This is a genomic window from Cupriavidus taiwanensis, assembly GCF_900249755.1.
In the GTDB taxonomy this organism is placed as follows: domain Bacteria; phylum Pseudomonadota; class Gammaproteobacteria; order Burkholderiales; family Burkholderiaceae; genus Cupriavidus; species Cupriavidus taiwanensis_D.
The window spans coordinates 2758942-2779067 of sequence record NZ_LT976853.1 but is presented as its reverse complement, the minus strand read 5'-3'; the positions used below and the strand labels follow the sequence as shown (position 1 = coordinate 2779067).

Below are 20126 nucleotides of genomic sequence, written 5' to 3'. Positions count from 1 at the left end.
CATGCGCCGCGGCCCGGATATTGGGGGGAGCGGCTCAGTCGGCCTGGCCGTTCATCGGCTGGTAGCCGGTCACTTCCAGGTCGAAGCCGGTCATGCTGGGCATGCGCTGTTTGGCGGCGAGCACGCGCATCTTGCCCACGCCGACGTCCTTCAGGATCTGCGCGCCCATGCCATAGGTGCGCAGGTCCGGCTTGCGGCGCGGCCGCGACTGCGGGGCGTCGAGCGCGCTGAACTGCGTGAACAGCTGCTCGACGGTGTCGCCGCAGTTCAGCAGCACGATCGCGCCGCGGTCGGCCTCGGCGATGGCCTGCATCGCGGCGGGGATGCTCCACGAATGGGTGGTGCATTTCACTTCCAGCAGGTCCAGCACCGAGAACGGCTCGTGCACGCGCACCAGCGTTTCCTGTTCTGGGGTGGGCTTGCCCTTGACCAGCGCCAGGTGGGCCTGGCCGGTGGGCTTGTCGCGGTAGGCGATGCTGTGGAAGGTGCCGTACGGGGTTTGCATGGCGCGCTCGCCCACGCGCTCGATGATGCTTTCGGTGCGGCTGCGGTAGTGGATCAGGTCGGCGATGGTGCCGATCTTCAGGCCATGCTCCTGCGCGAACTCGACCAGGTCGGGCAGGCGCGCCATGGTGCCGTCGTCCTTCATGATCTCGCAGATCACCGCGGCCGGGGTCAGGCCGGCCAGCGCGCCCAGGTCGCAGCCGGCCTCGGTATGGCCGGCGCGGATCAGCACGCCGCCGGGCTGGGCCGTCAGCGGGAAGATATGGCCGGGCTGGACCAGGTCGGCCGGCTTGGCGTCGCGGGCGACCGCCGCCTGCACGGTGCGGGCGCGGTCGGCGGCGGAAATGCCGGTCGTGACGCCCTCGGCCGCTTCGATCGACACGGTGAAGTTGGTGCCGTGCTGGGTGCCGTTGCGGCTGACCATCGGGTGCAGGTCCAGCTGGCGGCAGCGCTCGGCGGTCAGCGTCAGGCAGATCAGGCCACGGCCGTGCTTGGCCATGAAGTTGATCGCCTCGGGCGTGACGAAATCGGCAGCCAGGACCAGGTCGCCCTCATTTTCGCGGTCTTCCTCGTCGACAAGGATGACCATGCGGCCGGCGCGAATGTCGGCAATGATGTCTTCGGTACGGGCGATTGTCATGGCGTGCTGAACGGCAAGTTGGGGCGAATTCTGGCGGAAAACCGGCGAATAGCTGTGGCAGGAACCATGGCCGCGGTGAGAGCGGCCGGACTGAGGCGGGGCATCGGGCCAGGCCGGCCGGCCATATACGCGCGGCCGGTTGCCCAGTCAAGCCGGGTATTGTACGCCAAGGCAGGCGATGCGGGAGGCAGCGGCAGCGGAAAGTGCGCCGGCTGCAGCGGCGGGAAGGAAGGGGCAAGCCGGCCGGGTGCAGGCTGCGGCCCCTGGCCGCTGGCGCCCGCCGGTATGCGGGCTTAAGCGGCTTCGGCCAGAGGCATCCGATCCGGAACCAGGACTGCCGTACGCAGGCGCGAGGTCCTGGCAATGCGTGTCCGGGCGGAGCGCGTGGCGTCCGCCAGCGCCAGTTCGCGGGTGGCGAAGCCGGCATCGGGCCGGGTGAACCTGGCGTGCGCATCGAGCGCATACGACCATTCCCACTTGCCGAAGGTGACTTCGGCCAGTGTTACGACAACGTGGCAGTGCTGGTAGAAAAAGCTTTCACCCATGCTGGTTCCATTTGGTTGGCGCGCGTGAAAGCGCGCGATAGTTGGCGGGATGGAAGGTCGCTTGCATCCCGTCAGGCTGGCCGGGCATGGCACCACGGAAAACCGGCATAGCGCCGCGCGCCGGGGCGCCGGAGCGGCCTGAAGCGCCTGAACAACGGCCACGACGGCGGCTGCAGGCGCGGCCAGCCGTCGCCGACGGCGCGATCCCAGTCGATCAGCAGCGTGACCGCGCGCCGCAGCGGCGTCGAGCTGAGCCGCAGCAGGCCCATGTTCTGGGTGGCGCGCGCGGCATGGCGTGGCGACTGGGGCCGCGGCAGGGCGGGAATCCAGCGGTAAGTCATTCGGGAAGCGAGCTCGGACATGCGAATCCTCTTGGTTGCCGGGGCAGAAGCCGGCACGGCGGCCACGGCACTGGCGCTCGGCGTGGCGGATGTATGGAAACGCCAGTGAAGCGGGCGCGCTTGCCAAGAGGCAGCGTCCGAAGAGGCGTAGGCGAGGGAAACCGGAATGCGGAATGCGGGTGCCGGGGTGCGGCCGGGGCCAGACATGCCGTCCGCACAGCCCTTTCATTCTAGGCGCACCGGGCCGTTCATCCCAGTTCACTTACAAGATAGGCATCGCGGCAAGAAAACTGCCACCAAAACTGCCACCAAAGGGGCCCGGCAGCGTAAGCTGCACCAGTGGCGGCGTGGGAGTGCCAGCCGGACCGGGGATGCGGCCCCGCTCCGGTCGCGTCCGCGGGTTTGCACCACTCAGGGAGACAGCCATGCCGAGACAGATCAAGAACAAGGCCGAACTGCGCGCGATGGTCCGGGCACAGCAGGCGAAGGTGCCCGTGTGCGAGGGGGCCTGCTTTGGCGATATCGTCTGGCACGCGCCGGATGCCAGCGGCTGCAACTGGAGCCTGTCGACCATGGAAGGCGGCGACAGCGCCGCCTGCGTGGAAGCGCTGCGCCCCTTCACCGACCAGTTGCGCCAGGATTACAACGTGCCCGACGAGGGCAAGTAGCCGCGCCGCTTACGCGGGCGCCTGCGCGGTCGACAGCATCCGCTCCACGTAACGGGCGATCAGGTCGATCTCGAGGTTCACGCGCGCCCCGGGCTTGAGCTCCTGCAGCGTGGTCACTTCGACGGTGTGCGGGATCAGGTTGATCGAGAACACGCAGCCGTCGGCCTCGTCGCTGACGCGGTTGACGGTCAGCGACACGCCGTTGACCACCACCGAGCCCTTGTACGCCAGGTAGCGCGCCAGCTCGCGCGGGGCGCGAATGCGCAGTTCATGCGACTCGCCCACCGGCGCGAAATGCACCACTTCGCCCAGGCCGTCGACATGCCCCGACACCAGGTGTCCGCCGAGGCGGTCGGCCAGGCGCAGCGCCTTTTCCAGGTTGACGCGGCCGGCACGGTCGAGCCCCACGGTCTTGTCCAGCGATTCGCGCGAGACTTCGACGTCGAACGCGTCGGGCGCCATGGCGATCACGGTCATGCAGGCGCCCTGGATCGCGATGCTGTCGCCGATGATGACATCCGACAGGTCCAGCCCGCCCGCGGCGATGCGCAGGCGCACGCCGGCGTCGGCGGCGCTGCCGAGCGGGGTAACGGATTCAATGCGGCCGACCGCCGCGACGATGCCAGTAAACATGGTGGAGTCTTGTGCTTGAGGTTTTGAAAATCGTGGGGTGCGCTGCCGTGGCAGGTCGCGCTACGCGTCGTTGCGCCGGGCGATCAGGCGCAGGTCATCGCCGATCTGCCGGACTTCATGCCAGTGGAATTGCTCGGCGTCCTGCAGCCGGGCCAGCGGCGGCAGGTTGAACATGCCCTGGGCATCGCCGAGCAGCTTGGGCGCGAGGTAGATCAGCAGTTCGTCCGCGCAATGCTCGCGCACCAGCGAACCGTTGAGCTTGAAGCCCGCCTCGACGTGCAATTCGTTGATGCCGCGGCGGCCGAGTTCTTCCAGCATGCGGCGCAACTCGACCTTGCCGTGCGGGTTGGGCAGCACCACCACTTCGGCGCCGCGGCCTTCCAGCGCGCGCTGGCGCTGCCGGTCTTCCACCGCGCAGAACACCAGCACGGGCCGGGCGAACTCGCCGGTGTCAGGCGCCAGGATCTGCGCGTCGAGCGGCACTTCGAGCCGGGAATCGACCAGCACCCGCTGCGGCTGGCGCGGCGTGGCGAGGGCCCGCACCGTCAGCGCGGGATTGTCGTCGCGCACCGTGCCGATGCCGGTCAGGATGGCGCAGGCGCGCGCGCGCCAGGCGTGCCCGTCGTCGCGCGCGGCCTGGCCGGTGATCCACTGGCTGGTGCCGTCATGCAGCGCGGTGCCGCCGTCCATCGACGCCGCCACCTTCACGCGCACCCACGGCAGCCCGCGCGTCATGCGCGAGACGAAGCCGATATTCAGGTCGCGCGCCTCTTTTTCCAGCAGGCCGCAGCGCACGTCGATGCCGGCATCGCGCAGGCGCTGCAGGCCGCGCCCGGAGACCGACGGATTGGGGTCTTCCATCGCCGCCACCACGCGCGCCACGCCGGCGCGCACCAGCGCATCGGCGCAGGGCGGGGTGCGGCCGAAATGGCTGCACGGCTCCAGCGTGACATAGGCGGTGGCGCCGGCCGGATCGAGCCCGCGCGACAGCGCGTCTTTCATCGCCTGGATCTCGGCATGGTCCTGCCCGGCCGGCTGCGTGAAACCCTGTCCGATCACCTGGCCAGCCTTGATGAGCACGCAGCCGACGCGAGGGTTGGGCGTGGTGTTGAACATGCCCCGCGCGGCGAGCGCGAGCGCCTGTTGCATGGCGGCGTGGTCGGTATCGGAAAACATTCGGCGTTTCGGGTGGGCCTTGGCGCTGCGATTGGGGTGACAGGGCAGCCGGGTCATGGCGGGTCGGAGGATACCGCCGCCTCGCAGTCAGCGTCGCGGCCGGGTGTGCAGAGTCGGATACGTCCCTGCGCGCCCAGCCTGACTTGCCGCTGCTCGCCACGGCAGCCAAGCGTGAAGGTGGCGGCCTGAAAACCGCCCTGCTCAGATCGAGAGTATCCCACAGGCAGGAATTTCAGCACATTGGCGCCGCGCACGGCCTGGCGCAGCGTCACGGACAGGCACGGCATGCCCGGTTCGACGACGGACAGCACGGTCTGCCGGTCCGGGCCGGCGCCGGCCGTCACCAACTGCCAGCCGGGACTCAGCGTGACCTCGCCCGGCAGCGGCTGCAGCGTCACCTCGACGCGGCGCGACAACGCGGTGGCGCGCGCCAGCGCCAGCGACATTGCCAGCCGGTCGGCCGCCAGCGTGACCTGCTGGCGCGCGAGCATGCCGCTGAAGACCGGATATGCGGCGGCGGAGATCACGCCCAGAATGACCAGGCTGGCGACCAGTTCCACCAGCGTCAGGCCACAAGGGCTTCGGCCATGGAGGCGGTGGTGCCTGCCGGCATCGGATGGCATTGGCCTGTGCATCATGGGCTCAGCAGTGCTGCGGCAATGGCTGCGGCGCTGACGCGCCATCGGGCAGTGCCAGCCACTGTCCGGTGCTGCGCAGGATCAGCGTGCCGCATTCGGGATCGGCGGCTTGCGGCGTCGCACGGAGTTCGACACAGGTATCGAGCGCGTCTTGCGGGCAGGCGCCGGCGCTGACCAGATGGCGCACGGGGCCGCTGGCTGGAACGGGCAGCGGCCATTCGCCGGCGACCGTGTCCGACCCGGGCGCGGTGGCGAAGGTCATGGCCTCGAGCGCATGCCGCTCCAGTTGCAGCATCGCGCCGGTCAGCGCGGCGCGGGCCTGCGCGCGCCAGCCGCGCGCCAGGTGGCGATGCCACGTGGGCACGGCGATGGCCGCAAGGATGGCCAGCACGGCCAATGCGGCCACCAGCTCGATCAGGCTGAAGCCGCGCCTGCGCCGGCCAGCCGATGCCACGATCATCATGGCGAGTCCTCCCTTGGCGGGCCGACGATCTCGCGCCAGCGCAGGCGCCCGGTGCGGCGCGTGGCGACGGTTTGCGCGACGCGCGTGACGGCGTTGTCCGTGGCAGACCACACCGACAGCGCGTACGCCTGGCGCCCGGCTTCGCCCGGTTGTGCGGGCGTCCCCGGCAATTCGGTGCGGGTCGCGAACACGCTGGCATCGGACGGCAGCAACTGGCCGGTGGCGACGAGCAGGCGCTCGCCGGTGCTGCGCTGGACGACCGATTCCCCGCTTGCCGCCAGCACCAGGTAGCTGCGCTGCGCGCCATCGGGCGTGCGCGTCACGAACAGCAGGTAGCCGGGGAATATCGGCTGGATCTCGACCAATTGCTCGCCGGCATGGGGCAGGGTCAGGCGCCAGCCGGTATCGTCCGCGCCGCCGGGCGGCCCGCGCAAGATATGGCCGTTGTCCGCCGCCTGCGCCGCGACCTGCCGCGGCGTGCGTGCCGGGGCGGTGCGCGTGGCGGGGCCATCGGGCACCGCGGCCAGTTCGTTGCCGGCGCCGTAGATCACCACGGGTGCGGTCGGGGACCCGAGCAACACGGGGGCTTCTTCCCTGGCCGGTTGCGCGGACGTCTGCATCCGGTACAGGCATGCCGCGGCAGCGCTTGCCCCGGCTTGCGGCGCGTCGGCGAGCGCGAAGCGCCACAGCTGGCCGGCATCGTCGGTGGCATAGGCGGTGAGCGCGGCACCGGTGAGGTCGGACAGCACGCTGACCGCCACCAGCTGGCTGGCCGCATCCTGGCCAAGGCAATCGCGAGCCGGCAAGGGCAGGGTGCGGATGGCGTACTGGCCGGCCCATGCGGCAGCGGCGGGCTTGTCCAATGGCAGCAGCGCAAGCCCGGCGCGGCCGGCGCCCGCGGCGTCATTGGCGCTGGCATCCACGATCACGACCGCGAACCATCGCATCCCGTCCGGGCCGCGGAGGCCGGCGGCGCGTACCGGCCCGCGCGCGGCCAGCGGCAGGGTGTCGGTCGCGGCGATTTCCCAGATCGGCACGAACGGCATCTGTCCGTCGGGATCGGTGATGTCCAGCACGAAGGCTGCGGCGGGATTGCCGGCGCCGGCATTGGCCGGGATGCCGCACAGCAAGACCGTGCGCCATTCGCCGCTGATGGTGACGTCCTGCGCTTCGGGGCGTGGGCACGGCGACGGCATCGTGGGAGCGCCGGGGACCGGCATGGCGAGGGCATGGGGCAGCAACGCGCCCGGCAGGTACGCCGCACGCTCGTCGCCGGTCGCGGCGTCGAAGGCGTGCAGCAGGCCGTCGCCGGTGCCCAGCCAGGCCAGGTGCGGGCGCAGGCTGTAGCGCAGGCGAAAGCCGGCGTGGCCGGGCTTGCCGGGCGACCATGCGGGCGGCGCGACCACGCGCACCCGTGCGCCCGCCGCGTGGCCCAGGCGCGTATCGCGCGGGCGCAGGCCGGCGTGGGTCTGGTCACCGCGCAGCCAGTCCACCGCGGCGCGGTCCGCGCCGGGCAAGACGCCGGCCACGGCATCCCATTGCAGCGGCATGGCGCGCGCGGTCTCGCCCGCCAGCGCCGCATACGTGAAGATCCGGCGTGACGGCACGGTCCGGTGGTCGAGGCGATCGCCGGCCTCCCACAAGTCCGGCGACGGTGCCTGCGTCAGGTCCTGCCAGCCGACCGCGAACAGGCGCCCGGTCCACGGATAGGCGCCGTTCGCGGTGCGGTAGGCCAGCGGCAGCCGGCCCGCTTCGGACCCGGCGGCGTGGCACGCCGGAGCAAGGAAGAAGACAAGGCAGGCGATCAGGCAGCGGGCGGCGCGGCAGGTCATGGCTGGATCACGCTTTGCAATAAGGCGCGCACGGCGTGGGTGCGGCCGAAGCCGATGGCGGTCACGCGGATTCGCGGCGCCGGGGCCGTGGCCATGGCGGGGTCCGGCACGCTGTAGCCGGCAGGCGCTTCTTCCAGGATTTCCGCGATATAGCGCGGCGGCTCCTGCGTTGCGGCGGTGTCAGCCAGCAGCGCGGGCAGGGCGGGCAGGGCGGGCAGGGTGGTGCCGGTAAAGCGCCCCAGCGGCACGCCGATGGCGCCGACGTCGGCATCGGCCTGCAGCCATGGCAGCCACACCGGCGGCCCGGCCACCGCTGGCCGGCAGATGCCAGCCTGCCGGCCGCTGCCGCACCCGCCCGGCGCCGGCCACTGGCCCAGGCGGTCCTGCGTGTCGGGCGATGAAGCCGCGGCGAGCAGTTCGCCCTCGCCATCGCGCAGCGCCGCCTCGGCGGCACGGAAGGCGAGTTCGCGCTCGCGCTGCATGACGGCAAGCTGCCGGCCGGACAGCAGCATATGCAGCGTCGCGGCCGCGATCAGCACCACCATCAGCAGCATGGTGCCGCACAGCAGCAGCGTGACGGCGCCGGCCTGGCGCGGGTGTGGTTGCGGGCGGCGCGCTAGCACAGCGTCTCCTCGCAGCGGGGCGCATTGCGCAGCCGTACCGTGGCGGCGAACACGCGGCGCGCCGTGCCGGACTGCGCCGCCGCAGCGGGCGGCAGGTCTCCCGCTGCGGTGCCCGCCGGCGCCAGCGGGTCGGCGCCGCTGCCGCGAACCGGCGTGGCCGAACCCGGCCGGTCGCCGCGCACGGCGATGGCAACTTGGACGGCCACCACGCGTTGCCAGGCGTCTACGCCCAGCGCGGGGATGGCCGAGGCCGGCTCGAAGCGTTCGGGCCAGCCATCCTGGTCCAGGTCCAGCCCATAGCGCACTTGCAGCGATTCCACCCCGCGCACCAGCGCGCCCGAGGTCCAGCCGCTGCCGTCGATCAGGCCGTTGCGGCGGGACGGGTAACGGCACAGCAGTTGCGGCACGCCATCGGCGCCAGCCGCGACATAGAGCAGGTTCTCCGCGACATGGCCGGCGGTTGGCTCGGCGCCCGCCGCCCCCGCCGCCCCCGCCACCCCCGCCAAGCGGGCCGCGACCGGGTAGCCGCTGCAATCGGTCATGGTGTCGTCCGGCTGCGCCGGCGCGGAAGGCAGGCCGCTGCCGCTGAAGCGGAGCAGCAGCGCGTCGCTCTGGCCGACGGCAGCTTTGGCGCAGGCAGGCACGGCGGCCATGGCGGGTTGCCCGCAATTGTCGGCGCCGCTGACCACGGGCAGGCCAGCGCCGTTGCTGCCAGGCGAAGGCTCGCCCGGCCAGCCTGACTGGCGCAGCAGCGCGGCGACGATGGCCAGCGCGCGCTGGCCGCGCTCCTCGATCAGCACGCGGTCGGTAGCGGCAAGATAAGCCGCGTGCGCGGCCAGGAAGGCGGCGCCGGCGGCCGCGGCGGCGATCAGGCCCAGCGTCATGCCGACCATCAGCTCGACCAGCGAGAAGCCGCGTGGCCTGGCGCGCGAGGTCCGCGTGTTCACGGGCCCACCCATGTTGCCCCGCCGGACAGGCAGCCGCCGGTATCCGGCATCGGCACGAAGACGACGCGCGGCATCGGCAACGGGGCTGACGCACAGCGGCCCAGTTCGGCATCGTCGGCCGCGCTGCGGGTGGCTTGCGCCAGGCGCTCCAGCTGGCGCAGCCAGCCGAGGCCGTTGGTGCCGACCGCGGTCATCGGCAGCAGGCCGGCCAGTACGATCGACAAGGCGCCAAGCGCCTCGACCAGGGCGTAAGCGCGCTGGAGGCCGGGTTGCGGGCAGGCTGGCGGCAGCGTTCGGCGGCGGGTTGCGGATGCGGGCATGGCACGGGCGACGGCAGGCGATGGGCCAAGATTAGCCAGCCGCAGCGGCCGCGAACGTGCCCAAACGTAAAGCAGGGCGATCCGCACCATTGTGTTAAGCCGGGCTTGGCGCGCCGGCTCGTCACGCTTGCTCCGGCCAGTTGCGGCGGCCCAACGCCTTGCCGCCCGCCCGACGCGCGCTGCAATTGACAGGAATTATCAAATTCCCCACTATCGCGGGTGTTGCAAAGTCGTAACGATTCCGCTATTCGCGGCATCCCGCTGCCCGCATCTCGGCCGGCAGCGAGGCATAAAACAAGAATTTCGGGTGCGGGCTGGCCTTTCCGCCGTCAGAGCGGAGTGCCTTGCCTAGATAACAAAAGCCATTTATCGGGGGTCAACATGCATCGGGTCATCCTGGCAGTTCCTTGTCCATCGGCGGCGGCACCTCTGCCCGCGCGCTGACATGCCGGCGACGGTTCGCCTTCGCGATACCGCGCCTCCCCGCCTCCACCACGATGTCGCCATGCCCGGCCGGGGCATGCGTGTGCGCGTGGCCGGCAGCGGCAGCGGCATTCGCGGCAAGCTGCACGGCTACCGCAGTGGCGATGGCGCCGGCCCGCGGGCATGGCGCCGGCGCTGCCGCGGGCTGACGCTGGTCGAGCTGATGGCGGTGGTGGTGATGGTGGCGATCCTCGCCGCGATCGGCACGCCTTCGTTCATCGCGCTGCTGCGCAACAGCCGCGTCGACAGCGAGATCCAGTCGATGGTCGGCACCCTGCAGCTCGCGCGCAGCGAGGCCATCAAGCGCGGCCTGCCGGTCAGCGTGTGCCCGTCCGCCAACGGCAGCGCGTGCCTGGGGGCCGGCAACTGGGCGCGCGGCTGGATCGCGTTCGTCGACCGCAATGCGTCGGGAACGGTGGACGCAGCGGCGCCGGCCGACGAGGTGCTGCACTACCGCGCCGGCTGGTCCGCCACCGACACCTTCACCACGCCCGCCGGCGCGGCCTTCCTGACCTACAACCGCGATGGCTTCGCCGTGCTGCCCGGCGGCGCGCTGACCATGACCTTGCACACCAGCCCGGTGGCGGCCGAAGCCACGCGCTGCATTGCCATCAACATTGCGGGCCGGCAGACCATCCAGCGCGCGGGAGAGGGTGCATGCCAATGACCCGTCGGCAAGACTTGCGCATGCGCCGCATGGCGCTGGGATTCTCGCTGATCGAGGTGCTGATCACGCTGGTCATTACCTCGGTGGGGCTGCTCGGCCTGGCCAAGATGCAGGCGGCGGCGCTGGCCAATACGCAGATCGCGCGCGGACGTTCGCTGGTGGCGCTGCAGCTCGAAAGCCTGGCCGCGGCGATGCACGGCAACCGCGGCTTCTGGGCGGCGGGCACGGCGCCGACCACGTTCACGCTGTCCGGCGCCACCGTGACCGACAGCACCGGCGCGCTCGGCACCGAGGCGCCGGACTGCGCCAGCGTGGCCTGCACGCCGATCCAGATGGCCGCCTACGACGTGCAGCACTGGGCGGCCGACATGGCGGCGCACTTTCCCACCTACGCGGCCACGGTCACCTGCAGCAACGACATCAGCCGCCCGATCCGCTGCAGCCTGACCACCACCTGGAGCGAGCACTACGTGGCCTACAACCAGACCACCGCGGCGCAGACCTCGGCCATGGCCGCCACGCAAAGCCTGACGCTGCACGTCCAGCCATGAGCGCCACGTTCCGGATTTCGCGCGGCAGCCCTTGCCGCAGGCAGGCCGGGGTCTCGCTGGTCGAGGTGCTGGTGGCCATGGTGATCGCGCTGTTCATGCTGGCGGCGCTGATGACGGTATTCCTCAACCTGCGCGGCACCGTGCGCGACCAGGAGCGCCTGGCCGCGCTGCAGGACAGCGAGCGGCTGGTGATGACGATGCTGGCCAACACGGTGCAGTCGGCCGGCTATTTCCCCGATCCGCTGAACCAGGTGGCGGCGGACGCGCTGCCGGCGCTGGCCGGCAACGCCTTTGGCGATTTCGCCGCGGGGCAGGCGATCGTCGGGCAATCCGGCGCCGACGGTGCGAGCGATACGCTGACGGCGCGCTTTGTCACCGCCAGCGGCGACGGCATCATGAACTGCCAGGGCGCGGCCAATAGCTCGGGCGCCAATGCGGCCTACCTCAATACCTTTGCCGTCAATGCCGCCAACGAGCTGACCTGCGCGGTCAACGGCGGCGCGGCGGTGCCGCTGGCCGGCGGCATCACGGCGCTGCGGGTGCGCTACGGCACCGATACCGGCAATGGCGGCAATGTCGACAGCTACCTGAGCGCCAGCGCGGTCAGCGCCGGCGCACTGTGGGGGCAGGTGCGCACCGCGCGCGTGACGCTGACCTTTGTCAATCCCTTCGCCGGCCAGCCCGGCCAGCCGGCCACCATCGGCTGGACCCAGACCATCAGCCTGATGAACCGCCCATGACACGCGCCATGCCCCGTTCCCGTGCCCGCGTTTGCTTGCGCGCCTGCCCGAGTGCCTGCTCTAGCGCGCCGCGCGGCTATGTCCTGATCATCGGCCTGCTGTTCCTGCTGATCCTGTCGCTGCTGTCGGTGACCATGTTCCGCGGCTTCGGCCTGCAGGAGAAGATCGCCGGCAACACGCGCGAGAAGCAGCGCGCGTTCGAGGCCGCGCAGGGCGCGCTGCAGTACGGCGAATGGTGGCTGGGGCAGGGCAACGGCTCGGCCGGCGCCGCCTGCAACGCGGTGATCGACGCCAACGATCCGGCCAACCTGCAGGTCTGCGCCAACGCGCTGGCAGACCCGGTCAACCTGCCGTGGACGCCGGCCCGGGCCGACTACCTGCCGCCGTCGATGACGCTGGCCGGCGCCGACCGCCCGGTCGGCGTGAACGGTAATGACATCCGCTACACGCGCGCGCCCAGCCTCTATATCCACTACCTGGGCCTGTCGCCGGATGGCCTGTCGATGCTGTTCCGCGTGACCGGCGCCGGCTACGGCGGCAGCGACGGCACCGCCGCGGTGGTGCAGAGCACCTACCAGCTTGGCGCGGGTACCAAAGACCTCGGGAAAGAGTGATGAGCCAACCTCCACGCCTCGCCGGCATCGCCGCCGCCGTCAGCGCCGCCGTCAACGCAGTCCTGGCCGGGCCGGCGCATGCGCTGGTGATCCAGGACAACCTGAACGGGGCTTCGTCCTCCTATGACTGGGTGGCGCTGAATGGCGCCTGCCTGACCGCAGGCAACGGCACCGGCTCGATCCCGGGCTGCGCCACGTCGAGCTTCACCTACTACCGGGACCGCAACTCGAAGCTGGTCGGCGGCGCCAGCGGAACCGTGCCGGACGCCGTAGGCTATGGCGCGCTGCGGCTGACCAATGGCGACACCGCCGAAGGCGCGAACGGCGACAACCAGACCGGGGCGGTGGTGTCGCGGTTCACCTTCGGCATGCAGGAAGGGCTGCAGGTCACGTTCTCCACCGTCACCTACGGCGGCGACAACCTGCGCGGCACCGGTGCCGACGGCATCAGCTTCTACCTGGCCGACGGCAGCAAGAGCCCGACCGTGGGCGGGCTCGGCGGCAGCCTCGGCTACAGCTGCTCGAACCTCAATGCCGCGTACGACGGCGTGGCCGGCGGCTATATCGGCATCGGCATCGACGAGTACGGCAACTTCTCGAACAAGGCCGACAACACCGACTCCGGCCCGGCGTTCCAGGCCAACCGCATCAGCGTGCGCGGCTCGGGCGATACCAACTGGGCCGGCCTGCGCGCCGCCTATCCGGCTTATTACCCCGACAGCCTCAGCGCCAGCAAGCGCACCCAAGCGGTGCAGAACACCTGCGCGCGCGGCTACGTGCAGGACTGGAGCAAGGGCCGGGACGGCGGCGATGTCAGCGGCCGGCGGCTGCCCTACAACTACCGCATCCTCGGCATCAGCGACCTGCCGGACAAGATCGCCAACCAGCAGGCAGTGTCCAGGCCGACGCGGGCCAAGGGCATTCCCATCGTCTATTCGCTCAAGCTGACCCAGAACGGGCTGCTGAGCATGTCCTACAGCTACAACGGCGGCGCCGCCACGCCCGTGATCACCGACCAGGACATCACGCAGTCCAACGGGCCGGTGCCGGCGTCGCTGCGCTTCGGCTTCGCGGCGGGCACCGGCGGCGGCAGCAACGTGCACGAAATCACCTGCTTCAAGGCCGAGCCGGTGGGGCAGTCCAGCAGTTCGGCCGGCACCAACGTGCAGCAGTCGGCGCGGGTCGAGGCGGGCTCGCAGGTGTACCTGGCCTACTACCACCCGACCAACTGGTGGGGCGAGCTGAGCGCGCAGAACCTGCTCTACGATGCCGCCACCGATTCGGTGTCGATCGCCACCGTGGCCAACTGGAACGCCCATTGCACGCTGACCGGCGGCAACTGCGCGGCGACCGGCACCTCGGTGGTGGCGCAGGCGCCGGACAGCCGCAAGATCCTGACCTGGAGCGGCAGCACCGGCATCCCGCTGCGCTGGGACGCCAACCTGCCCGACGCGCTCAAGGCCAGGCTGACCGCGGGCGATGCCACGCAGACCGGCGACCGCCTCGACTACCTGCGCGGCAACCGCAGCAAGGAGCTGACCGCATCCGGCGCCGGGCTGTTCCGCAAGCGCACCGGCGTGCTGGGCGACATCATCGATTCCAGCCCGGCCTGGGTGGGCGCGCCGTCATCGCCCTACAGCGGGCCCTGGACCGATGCCTTGTACAAGAGCGCCACCCCGCCCGAGCCTGCCGGCAGCTATGACGCCTTCCGGCAAGCCCGGGCGCAGCGCCTGAACGTGGTCTATGTCGGCGCCAACGACGGGCTGCTGCACGGCTTCCGCTCGGGCTACTACAACGCGGCCGGCGCCTTCGTCGGCAACGATGCCAGCAAGCCCAACGACGGCCGCGAGGTGCTGGCGTACATGCCCGGCGCGGTGCTCGACACCATCCATTCGACCAATGCGGCGCTCGACTACAGTTCGCCGCAATACGTGCACAACCTGTTTGTCGATGCCACGCCCGGCACCGGCGACCTTTACTACAACGGTGCCTGGCATACCTGGCTGGTCGGCGGCCTGGGGCCGGGCGCGAACCGCGGCGGCCCGCTCGCCAGCAAGACCGCGACCGCGACCGGCGGTGCGCTCTACGCGCTCGACGTGACCGACCCGGAGCGCTTCAGCGATACCCCGGCAGCGGCCAGCGCCACGGTGATCGGCGAATGGAACAACACGCTGCAATGCAGCGGCGACACCGCGTGCGGCGACAACCTCGGCAACACCTATGGCACGCCCGTGATCCGCCGCCTGCACAACGGCCAGTGGGCGGTGCTGTTTGGCAACGGGCTTAACAGCAAGAGCGGCTCGGCCGGCCTGTTCCTCATGCTGGTCGATCCGGCCGACGGCTCGCGCAGCTTCCGCTATCTCGGCACCGGCTACGGCCCGCAGCAGGACCCGGCCGGCGCCGGCAGCAAGAACGGCATCGCCTACGTCACGCCGGCCGATCTCGACGGCGACCACATCACCGACTACGTCTACGCCGGCGACGTGTTCGGCAACCTGTGGCGCTTCGACCTGACTTCGGACAATCCGGACAACTGGCGCGCCGCCAGCCGCCCGCTGATGCAGACCGGCGGCAAGCCGATCTCCACGAAGGTGGCGGTGGGCTCGGTGCCCGGTACCGGCACCGGCGCGTCGGCGATGCCGCGCGTGGTGGTGGCGTTCGGCACCGGCCGCCGGCTGGAGCAGACCCAGGGCAGCGAAGCGGTGTTCGAGCCAGGCGGGCAGGGGCTGTATGGCGTGTGGGACTGGGACATGGCGGCATGGAACGCGCTGGCCGGCGCGCAGGCCCGCTATGCGTCGCTGGCCAGCGCCACGCGGCCGCTCGCCAGCGCCAACCTGACGCAGCAATCGATTACCGCCGAAGGGCGCGCCGCCGGCAGCACGGTGACGGTGCGAACGGTCAGCGCCAGCAAGGTGTGCTGGCAGGGCTCGACGGCCTGCGCGAGCGGCAACAACAAGTACGGCTGGCAGCTGCCGCTGCCGTCGGCCACGCGCGAGCAGGTGATCTACAACCCGGTGATCGCCTACGGCATGGTGATCGTGAACACCACCATCCCGCCCAGTTCGGCGCTGTCACAGGCACTGTCGTGCAATGCCGAGGTGCCGTCGGGCTTCACCATGGGCGTGTCGATGGGCTCGGGCGGCGCGGCCGCGCAGTCGTTCTTCAGCAGCACCAACAGCAGCACCTTCCCGCTGCTGAACAACGGCATCGTCAGCGGCATCGGCCTGAGCGGCACCGGCACGCCGTCGGTGGTGACGGCGAAGAAGCGGCCCTACCTGGTGCAGCAGACCGTGGGCGGCAGCGGCGCCATCACGCAGATCAACCCCGGCGCCAACGGTGCCGGCGCCCGCCTCAACTGGATACGCTTGCGGTAATGACCATGACCCTGACTGACTTCGCCCGATCCCGCCGTGCCGCCGCCGGCTTCACGCTGATCGAGCTGATGATCACGGTGGCGATCGCCGCGATCCTGGCGGCGGTTGCCTACCCGTCCTACACGGAGCATGTGCGCAAGTCGCGCCGCACCGACGCCAAGACGGCCTTGCTGGATCTGGCGGCGCGCCAGGAGCGCCTGTTCACCACGCAGAACGTCTACGGCGGCACGCCGGCCGCGCTCGGCTACGCCGGGCCGGCGTTTCCGGTGGCGATCCAGTCAGGCAGCCAGGCCTACTACCAGCTGACCGTGGTGGCGGGCAATCCGGCGACCACCTATACCGCGACGGCAACGCCGGTCGGGCCGCAGGCGGGGGACGACTGCGGCAGCTACACCATCAACCATCTTGGGATGCAGGGAAACACCGGGATGCGCGCCGGCGTGGCGTCGGCGCAGTGCTGGTAGCGGGAAGAGCAGGCGTCAGCGCTTGCCGCTGCCGGCGGTGACTTCCGCCAGCACGTCCGAGAACTCGGACACGTCTTCAAAGCTGCGGTACACCGAGGCAAAGCGGATATAGGCGATCTTGTCGAGCTTGCGCAATTCGCGCATCACCAGCTCGCCGACCTGGCTGCTGGGGATTTCCTTCTCGCCCAGCGCCAGCAGCTTTTCTTCGATGCGGGTGATGGCTTCGTCGATGGCTTCGGCCGAGACCGGGCGCTTGCGCAGCGCCAGGCGCATCGAATCCTTCAGCTTGGCGCGGGTGTAGTCGACGCGCGAGCCGTTTTTCTTGACGATGGCGGGAAAGAACAGCTCGATCCGCTCATAGGTGGTGAAGCGGCGGTCGCAGGCTTCGCAGCGGCGGCGCCGGCGCACGGCATCGCCGTCTTCGGACATGCGCGTGTCGAGAACCTGGGTATTGGAATGACCGCAAAAGGGGCATTTCATGCCGGACCACCTTCAGTTTGAACCCCATCGCCTTGTGTTGTCGTTCTGCGGCGGCGGGGCGGGTTGGCGAGGCCCGCCGCCCGCGCCGGGGTGGCGCGGACCGCGGAGCTGCCGGCCGCCCCTGCGCGCGCGCACGGGCGGCCTGGTACCGTCAGCCGTAGACCGGGAAACGCTTGGTCAGGGCCGACACCTGCTCGCGCACCGCGGCGATGTTGGCGGCGTCGTGCGGGTTGTCCAGCACGTCGGCGATCAGGTTGCCGACGATGCGGGCTTCTTCTTCCCTGAAGCCGCGCGTGGTCATGGCCGGCGAGCCGACGCGGATGCCCGAGGTGACGAACGGTTTTTCCGGGTCGTTCGGGATCGCGTTCTTGTTCACGGTCAGGTGCGCCTCGCCCAGGATGCGCTCGGCTTCCTTGCCGGTGATGTTCTTGGCGCGCAGGTCGACCAGCATCACGTGGCTCTCGGTGCGGCCCGAGACGATGCGCAGGCCGCGCGCGATCAGGGTCTCGGCCAGCACGGCGGCGTTCTTCACCACCTGCTGCTGGTATTCCTTGAACTCGGGCGTCAGCGCTTCCTTGAACGCCACCGCCTTGCCGGCGATCACGTGCATCAGCGGGCCGCCCTGGATGCCGGGGAAGATCGACGAGTTGATCGCCTTTTCATGCTCGGCCTTCATCAGGATCACGCCGCCGCGCGGGCCGCGCAGGCTCTTGTGCGTGGTGGTGGTGACGAAGTCGGCGTGCGGCACCGGGTTCGGGTAGACGCCCGCGGCGATCAGGCCGGCGTAGTGGGCCATGTCGACCATGAAGTAGGCGCCGATCGAGCGGGCAACGCGGCCGATGCGCTCGAAGTCGATGCGCAGCGCGAAGGCCGAGGCGCCGGCGATGATCAGCTTGGGCTTCTTCTCTTGCGCCAGCTTTTCCAGCGCGTCGTAGTCGATGTCTTCCTGCGCGTTCAGGCCGTAGCTGACCACGTTGAACCACTTGCCGCTCATGTTCAGCGCCATGCCGTGGGTCAGGTGGCCGCCTTCGGCCAGGCTCATGCCCATGATGGTGTCGCCCGGCTTGAGCACGGCGAAGTACACGCCCTGGTTGGCCTGCGAGCCCGAGTTGGGCTGCACGTTGGCGGCTTCGGCGCCGAACAGCTGCTTGACGCGGTCGATGGCGAGCTGCTCGACGATGTCGACGTACTCGCAACCGCCGTAGTAGCGCTTGCCGGGATAGCCCTCGGCGTACTTGTTGGTCAGCTGCGAACCCTGCGCGGCCATCACCGCCGGCGAGGTGTAGTTCTCGGAGGCGATCAGCTCGATGTGGTCTTCCTGGCGCTGGTTTTCCTGCTGGATGGCGGCAAAGACCTCGGGGTCGATCTGGTCGATCGTAAAACGGCTGCGTTCGAACATGGCGAAACTCGTCTGAAAAAAGGGAATCCGATGCTGGGCATCGGGGGTAGGGCGCGCGGGGAAGGCTAGCGGCGACCGGCACCGGCGGCACTTGGCCGTCGGCGCAGGGCGCACCCTGCTTCCCATTCGCTGCCCAGGCGAGCGGCAGGCATGACTCGCGTCAACGCCATGGCGTTTGGAAACTTCACGCCAGAGAACTTGCGCTTCCTCGTGGTAGTGCCCACTGACTTCGCCAGTCGCGCAAGATGGAATGGTTGCGCGCAGTGTAGCGCGAGGCGGCCGCCCGCCGCAAGCCGTGGGCCCGCCAGCCAAGCGCTGGCAAGGGCTGGCGCGGCCCTGGCCAGCAACTTGCTGTTGCAAAGTCGTCCTGCGGGTTTACACGAAACGGGTATCGCTCTCCGTTACAATCGCGGCCATGACAAACTTTGTCTGGACCCTGCGGGTGTACTGGGAAGACACCGATGCAGGCGGCGTCGTGTTCTACGCCAACTACCTCAAGTTCTTCGAGCGCGCCCGCACCGAGTGGCTGCGCTCGCTCGGCATCGAACAGCAGGCGCTCGCCGACCAGGCGGGCGTGGTCTTCATCGTCCGCAGCACGGCGGTGGACTACAATGCGCCCGCCCGGCTGGACGACCAGCTTGAGATCCGCACGCGCATCGACCGGGTCGGCCCGGCTTCGGTGCAGTTCACCCAGGAAGCCTGGCGGGACGAGCAGATGCTGGCGACCGGCGCGATCCGCGTCGGCTGCGTCGACAAAAGCACTTTCCGTCCCGCCCCGATCCCCGACCCCGTTCTAGCCACCATCAAGTCAGCACGATGAATCCCGTGACCGTCACGCAAGACATGTCGATCGTAACGCTGGTGCTCCACGCCAGCGTGCTGGCACAGGCCGTCATGGCGCTGTTGCTCGTCATGTCGCTGTTTTCGTGGACCTATATCTTCCGCAAGCACCTGGCGGTGCGCTCGGCGCGGACCCAGACCGAAGGCTTCGAGCGCGACTTCTGGGCCGGCGGCGACCTGCAGGCGCTCTATAACAGCGCCGTCAACAACCGCCACAACACCGGTGCGCTGGAGCGGATCTTCGAATCCGGCATGGGCGAGTTCCTGAAGGCGCGCGAGCGCGGCAACGAGGCCGGCGCGCTGCTCGACGCCGCCCGCCGCGCCATGCGCGCGGCCTACCAGCGCGAGATGGACGTGCTCGAATCGCACCTGCCGTTCCTGGCGTCGGTCGGTTCGGTGAGCCCGTATATCGGCCTGTTCGGCACGGTGTGGGGGATCATGAACGCGTTCCGCGGGCTGTCGAACGTGCAGCAGGCGACGCTCGCCTCGGTGGCGCCCGGCATTGCCGAAGCGCTGGTGGCTACCGCGATCGGCCTGTTCGCGGCCATCCCCGCGGTGATCGCCTACAACCGCTATGCGACCGAGATCGATCGCCTGGCGATCCGCTTCGAGAGCTTCATGGAAGAGTTCCTGAACATCCTGCAGCGGCAGACCCGCTGACCGTATTCCCTATCCGCGTACCAGCGGCCCGGGCGTGAGCCCGGGCCGGCGTCTCCAGGAGTCCTGCAATGGCAGCCATTCAGCGCCGCGGCGGCTCGCGCCGCCGGGCCAGCGCCGAGATCAACGTCGTGCCGTATATCGACGTCATGCTCGTGCTGCTGGTCATCTTCATGGTGGCCGCGCCGATCGTGAGCCCCGCCACCGTCGACCTGCCCACCGTGGCCAATGCCACGCCGCAGCAGAAGGCGCCGCCGATCGTCGTCACCGTGCATGAAGACGGCCAGCTCACCGCGCGCGGCAAGGACAATGCCGGCAATGCCTTCGAACGCAAGCTCGACAAGCAGGGCCTGCTGGACTTCGTCCACCAGCGCCAGAACGAGAACCCCGACCAGCCGGTGGTGATCGCCGCCGACCGCGCGGTCAAGTACGAAGCAGTGCTGGACGTAATGTCCATCCTGAAGGCCGACGGCATCAAGCGCGTGGGCCTGATGGTCAAGTCCAAGACCTCCTGACGCATTGAAGCG

The 20126-nt window shown here is 70.0% G+C and carries 23 protein-coding genes and 1 riboswitch; of the genes, 10 read left to right on the top strand and 13 right to left on the bottom strand.

Annotated features, from left to right (window positions below; genetic code table 11):
• Nucleotides 1–34 precede the first annotated feature (34 nt).
• The 3 genes from ribBA to CBM2594_RS12700 all read right to left on the bottom strand — a co-directional run bounded on the left by ribBA (nt 35) and on the right by CBM2594_RS12700 (nt 2051).
• Nucleotides 35–1144 (bottom strand): bifunctional 3,4-dihydroxy-2-butanone-4-phosphate synthase/GTP cyclohydrolase II, encoded by a 1110-nt coding sequence (ribBA, locus tag CBM2594_RS12710; RefSeq protein ID WP_116357130.1) that lies wholly within the window; start codon nt 1142–1144, stop codon nt 35–37.
• Between the two features lie 293 nt (nt 1145–1437).
• On the bottom strand, nt 1438–1689 hold the full coding sequence (locus CBM2594_RS12705; protein ID WP_116357129.1) for a hypothetical protein: 252 nt from the start codon (nt 1687–1689) through the stop codon (nt 1438–1440).
• Between the two features lie 71 nt (nt 1690–1760).
• Entirely contained in the window at nt 1761–2051 is a 291-nt protein-coding gene (locus CBM2594_RS12700; RefSeq protein WP_116357128.1) for a hypothetical protein, read from the bottom strand.
• A gap of 404 nt (nt 2052–2455) precedes the next feature.
• On the opposite strand from CBM2594_RS12700, the gene CBM2594_RS12695 reads away from it, so the two are divergent.
• Nucleotides 2456–2698, top strand: a complete 243-nt coding sequence (locus tag CBM2594_RS12695; RefSeq protein ID WP_116357127.1) for a hypothetical protein — start codon at nt 2456–2458, stop codon at nt 2696–2698.
• Between the two features lie 9 nt (nt 2699–2707).
• Here CBM2594_RS12695 and CBM2594_RS12690 read toward each other — a convergent pair whose 3' ends face one another.
• Genes CBM2594_RS12690 through CBM2594_RS12655 form a run of 8 tightly spaced genes read right to left on the bottom strand, consistent with a single transcriptional unit; the run spans nt 2708 to nt 9234 of the window.
• A complete protein-coding gene (locus CBM2594_RS12690) occupies nt 2708–3331 on the bottom strand; it encodes a riboflavin synthase (protein WP_116357126.1) in 624 nt (207 codons plus the stop codon).
• Between the two features lie 60 nt (nt 3332–3391).
• Complete coding sequence (gene ribD / locus CBM2594_RS12685; RefSeq protein WP_116357125.1) at nt 3392–4507, bottom strand: bifunctional diaminohydroxyphosphoribosylaminopyrimidine deaminase/5-amino-6-(5-phosphoribosylamino)uracil reductase RibD; 1116 nt, start codon at nt 4505–4507, stop codon at nt 3392–3394.
• A gap of 53 nt (nt 4508–4560) precedes the next feature.
• On the bottom strand, nt 4561–5130 hold the full coding sequence (locus CBM2594_RS12680; RefSeq protein WP_116357124.1) for a GspH/FimT family pseudopilin: 570 nt from the start codon (nt 5128–5130) through the stop codon (nt 4561–4563).
• A gap of 19 nt (nt 5131–5149) precedes the next feature.
• The gene (locus tag CBM2594_RS12675) at nt 5150–5605 is read right to left on the bottom strand and encodes a prepilin-type N-terminal cleavage/methylation domain-containing protein (RefSeq protein WP_116357782.1); all 456 of its coding nucleotides are present in this window, start codon (nt 5603–5605) and stop codon (nt 5150–5152) included.
• Nucleotides 5605–7440, bottom strand: coding sequence for a pilus assembly protein PilY (locus tag CBM2594_RS12670; protein WP_116357123.1), 1836 nt, complete (start codon nt 7438–7440; stop codon nt 5605–5607). The genes CBM2594_RS12675 and CBM2594_RS12670 overlap by 1 nt, the downstream gene beginning before the upstream one ends.
• The gene (locus CBM2594_RS12665) at nt 7437–8063 is read right to left on the bottom strand and encodes a pilus assembly PilX family protein (protein WP_232346610.1); all 627 of its coding nucleotides are present in this window, start codon (nt 8061–8063) and stop codon (nt 7437–7439) included. Before CBM2594_RS12665 ends, CBM2594_RS12670 begins: the two co-directional genes overlap by 4 nt.
• Entirely contained in the window at nt 8057–9010 is a 954-nt protein-coding gene (locus tag CBM2594_RS12660) for a PilW family protein (protein ID WP_232346609.1), read from the bottom strand. Before CBM2594_RS12660 ends, CBM2594_RS12665 begins: the two co-directional genes overlap by 7 nt.
• Nucleotides 9007–9234, bottom strand: coding sequence for a hypothetical protein (locus CBM2594_RS12655; protein WP_116357121.1), 228 nt, complete (start codon nt 9232–9234; stop codon nt 9007–9009). Before CBM2594_RS12655 ends, CBM2594_RS12660 begins: the two co-directional genes overlap by 4 nt.
• Before the next feature lie 601 nt (nt 9235–9835).
• On the opposite strand from CBM2594_RS12655, the gene CBM2594_RS12650 reads away from it, so the two are divergent.
• From CBM2594_RS12650 to CBM2594_RS12625, 6 genes are read left to right on the top strand one after another with little or no spacing between them, the layout of a single operon-like run.
• A complete protein-coding gene (locus CBM2594_RS12650) occupies nt 9836–10480 on the top strand; it encodes a GspH/FimT family pseudopilin (protein ID WP_116357120.1) in 645 nt (214 codons plus the stop codon).
• A complete protein-coding gene (gene pilV, locus CBM2594_RS12645) occupies nt 10477–11031 on the top strand; it encodes a type IV pilus modification protein PilV (RefSeq protein WP_373457589.1) in 555 nt (184 codons plus the stop codon). The genes CBM2594_RS12650 and pilV overlap by 4 nt, the downstream gene beginning before the upstream one ends.
• On the top strand, nt 11028–11771 hold the full coding sequence (locus CBM2594_RS12640; protein WP_116357119.1) for a PilW family protein: 744 nt from the start codon (nt 11028–11030) through the stop codon (nt 11769–11771). The genes pilV and CBM2594_RS12640 overlap by 4 nt, the downstream gene beginning before the upstream one ends.
• Nucleotides 11772–11779: 8 nt before the next feature.
• Complete coding sequence (locus CBM2594_RS12635) at nt 11780–12385, top strand: PilX N-terminal domain-containing pilus assembly protein (RefSeq protein WP_116357779.1); 606 nt, start codon at nt 11780–11782, stop codon at nt 12383–12385.
• Entirely contained in the window at nt 12385–15759 is a 3375-nt protein-coding gene (locus tag CBM2594_RS12630) for a pilus assembly protein (RefSeq protein WP_116357118.1), read from the top strand. Before CBM2594_RS12635 ends, CBM2594_RS12630 begins: the two co-directional genes overlap by 1 nt.
• Before the next feature lie 5 nt (nt 15760–15764).
• Complete coding sequence (locus CBM2594_RS12625) at nt 15765–16223, top strand: type IV pilin protein (RefSeq protein ID WP_116357778.1); 459 nt, start codon at nt 15765–15767, stop codon at nt 16221–16223.
• 15 nt (nt 16224–16238) lie between these two features.
• On the opposite strand, the gene nrdR is transcribed toward CBM2594_RS12625, so the two are convergent.
• Together nrdR and glyA are read right to left on the bottom strand one after the other, a co-directional pair.
• Nucleotides 16239–16703, bottom strand: a complete 465-nt coding sequence (gene nrdR, locus CBM2594_RS12620) for a transcriptional regulator NrdR (protein ID WP_116357117.1) — start codon at nt 16701–16703, stop codon at nt 16239–16241.
• Nucleotides 16704–16854: 151 nt separating this feature from the next.
• Nucleotides 16855–18102, bottom strand: a complete 1248-nt coding sequence (gene glyA / locus CBM2594_RS12615) for a serine hydroxymethyltransferase (protein WP_116357116.1) — start codon at nt 18100–18102, stop codon at nt 16855–16857.
• A gap of 124 nt (nt 18103–18226) precedes the next feature.
• Nucleotides 18227–18352: riboswitch (ZMP/ZTP riboswitch) on the bottom strand.
• Nucleotides 18353–18517: 165 nt separating this feature from the next.
• Here glyA and ybgC point away from each other — a divergent pair.
• The 3 genes from ybgC (at nt 18518) to tolR (ending at nt 20114) form a co-directional block, all read left to right on the top strand.
• Complete coding sequence (gene ybgC, locus CBM2594_RS12610; protein ID WP_116357115.1) at nt 18518–18922, top strand: tol-pal system-associated acyl-CoA thioesterase; 405 nt, start codon at nt 18518–18520, stop codon at nt 18920–18922.
• Nucleotides 18919–19602, top strand: a complete 684-nt coding sequence (tolQ, locus tag CBM2594_RS12605; RefSeq protein WP_012353556.1) for a protein TolQ — start codon at nt 18919–18921, stop codon at nt 19600–19602. The genes ybgC and tolQ overlap by 4 nt, the downstream gene beginning before the upstream one ends.
• Nucleotides 19603–19670: 68 nt before the next feature.
• On the top strand, nt 19671–20114 hold the full coding sequence (gene tolR, locus CBM2594_RS12600; RefSeq protein ID WP_116357114.1) for a protein TolR: 444 nt from the start codon (nt 19671–19673) through the stop codon (nt 20112–20114).
• Nucleotides 20115–20126 lie beyond the last annotated feature (12 nt).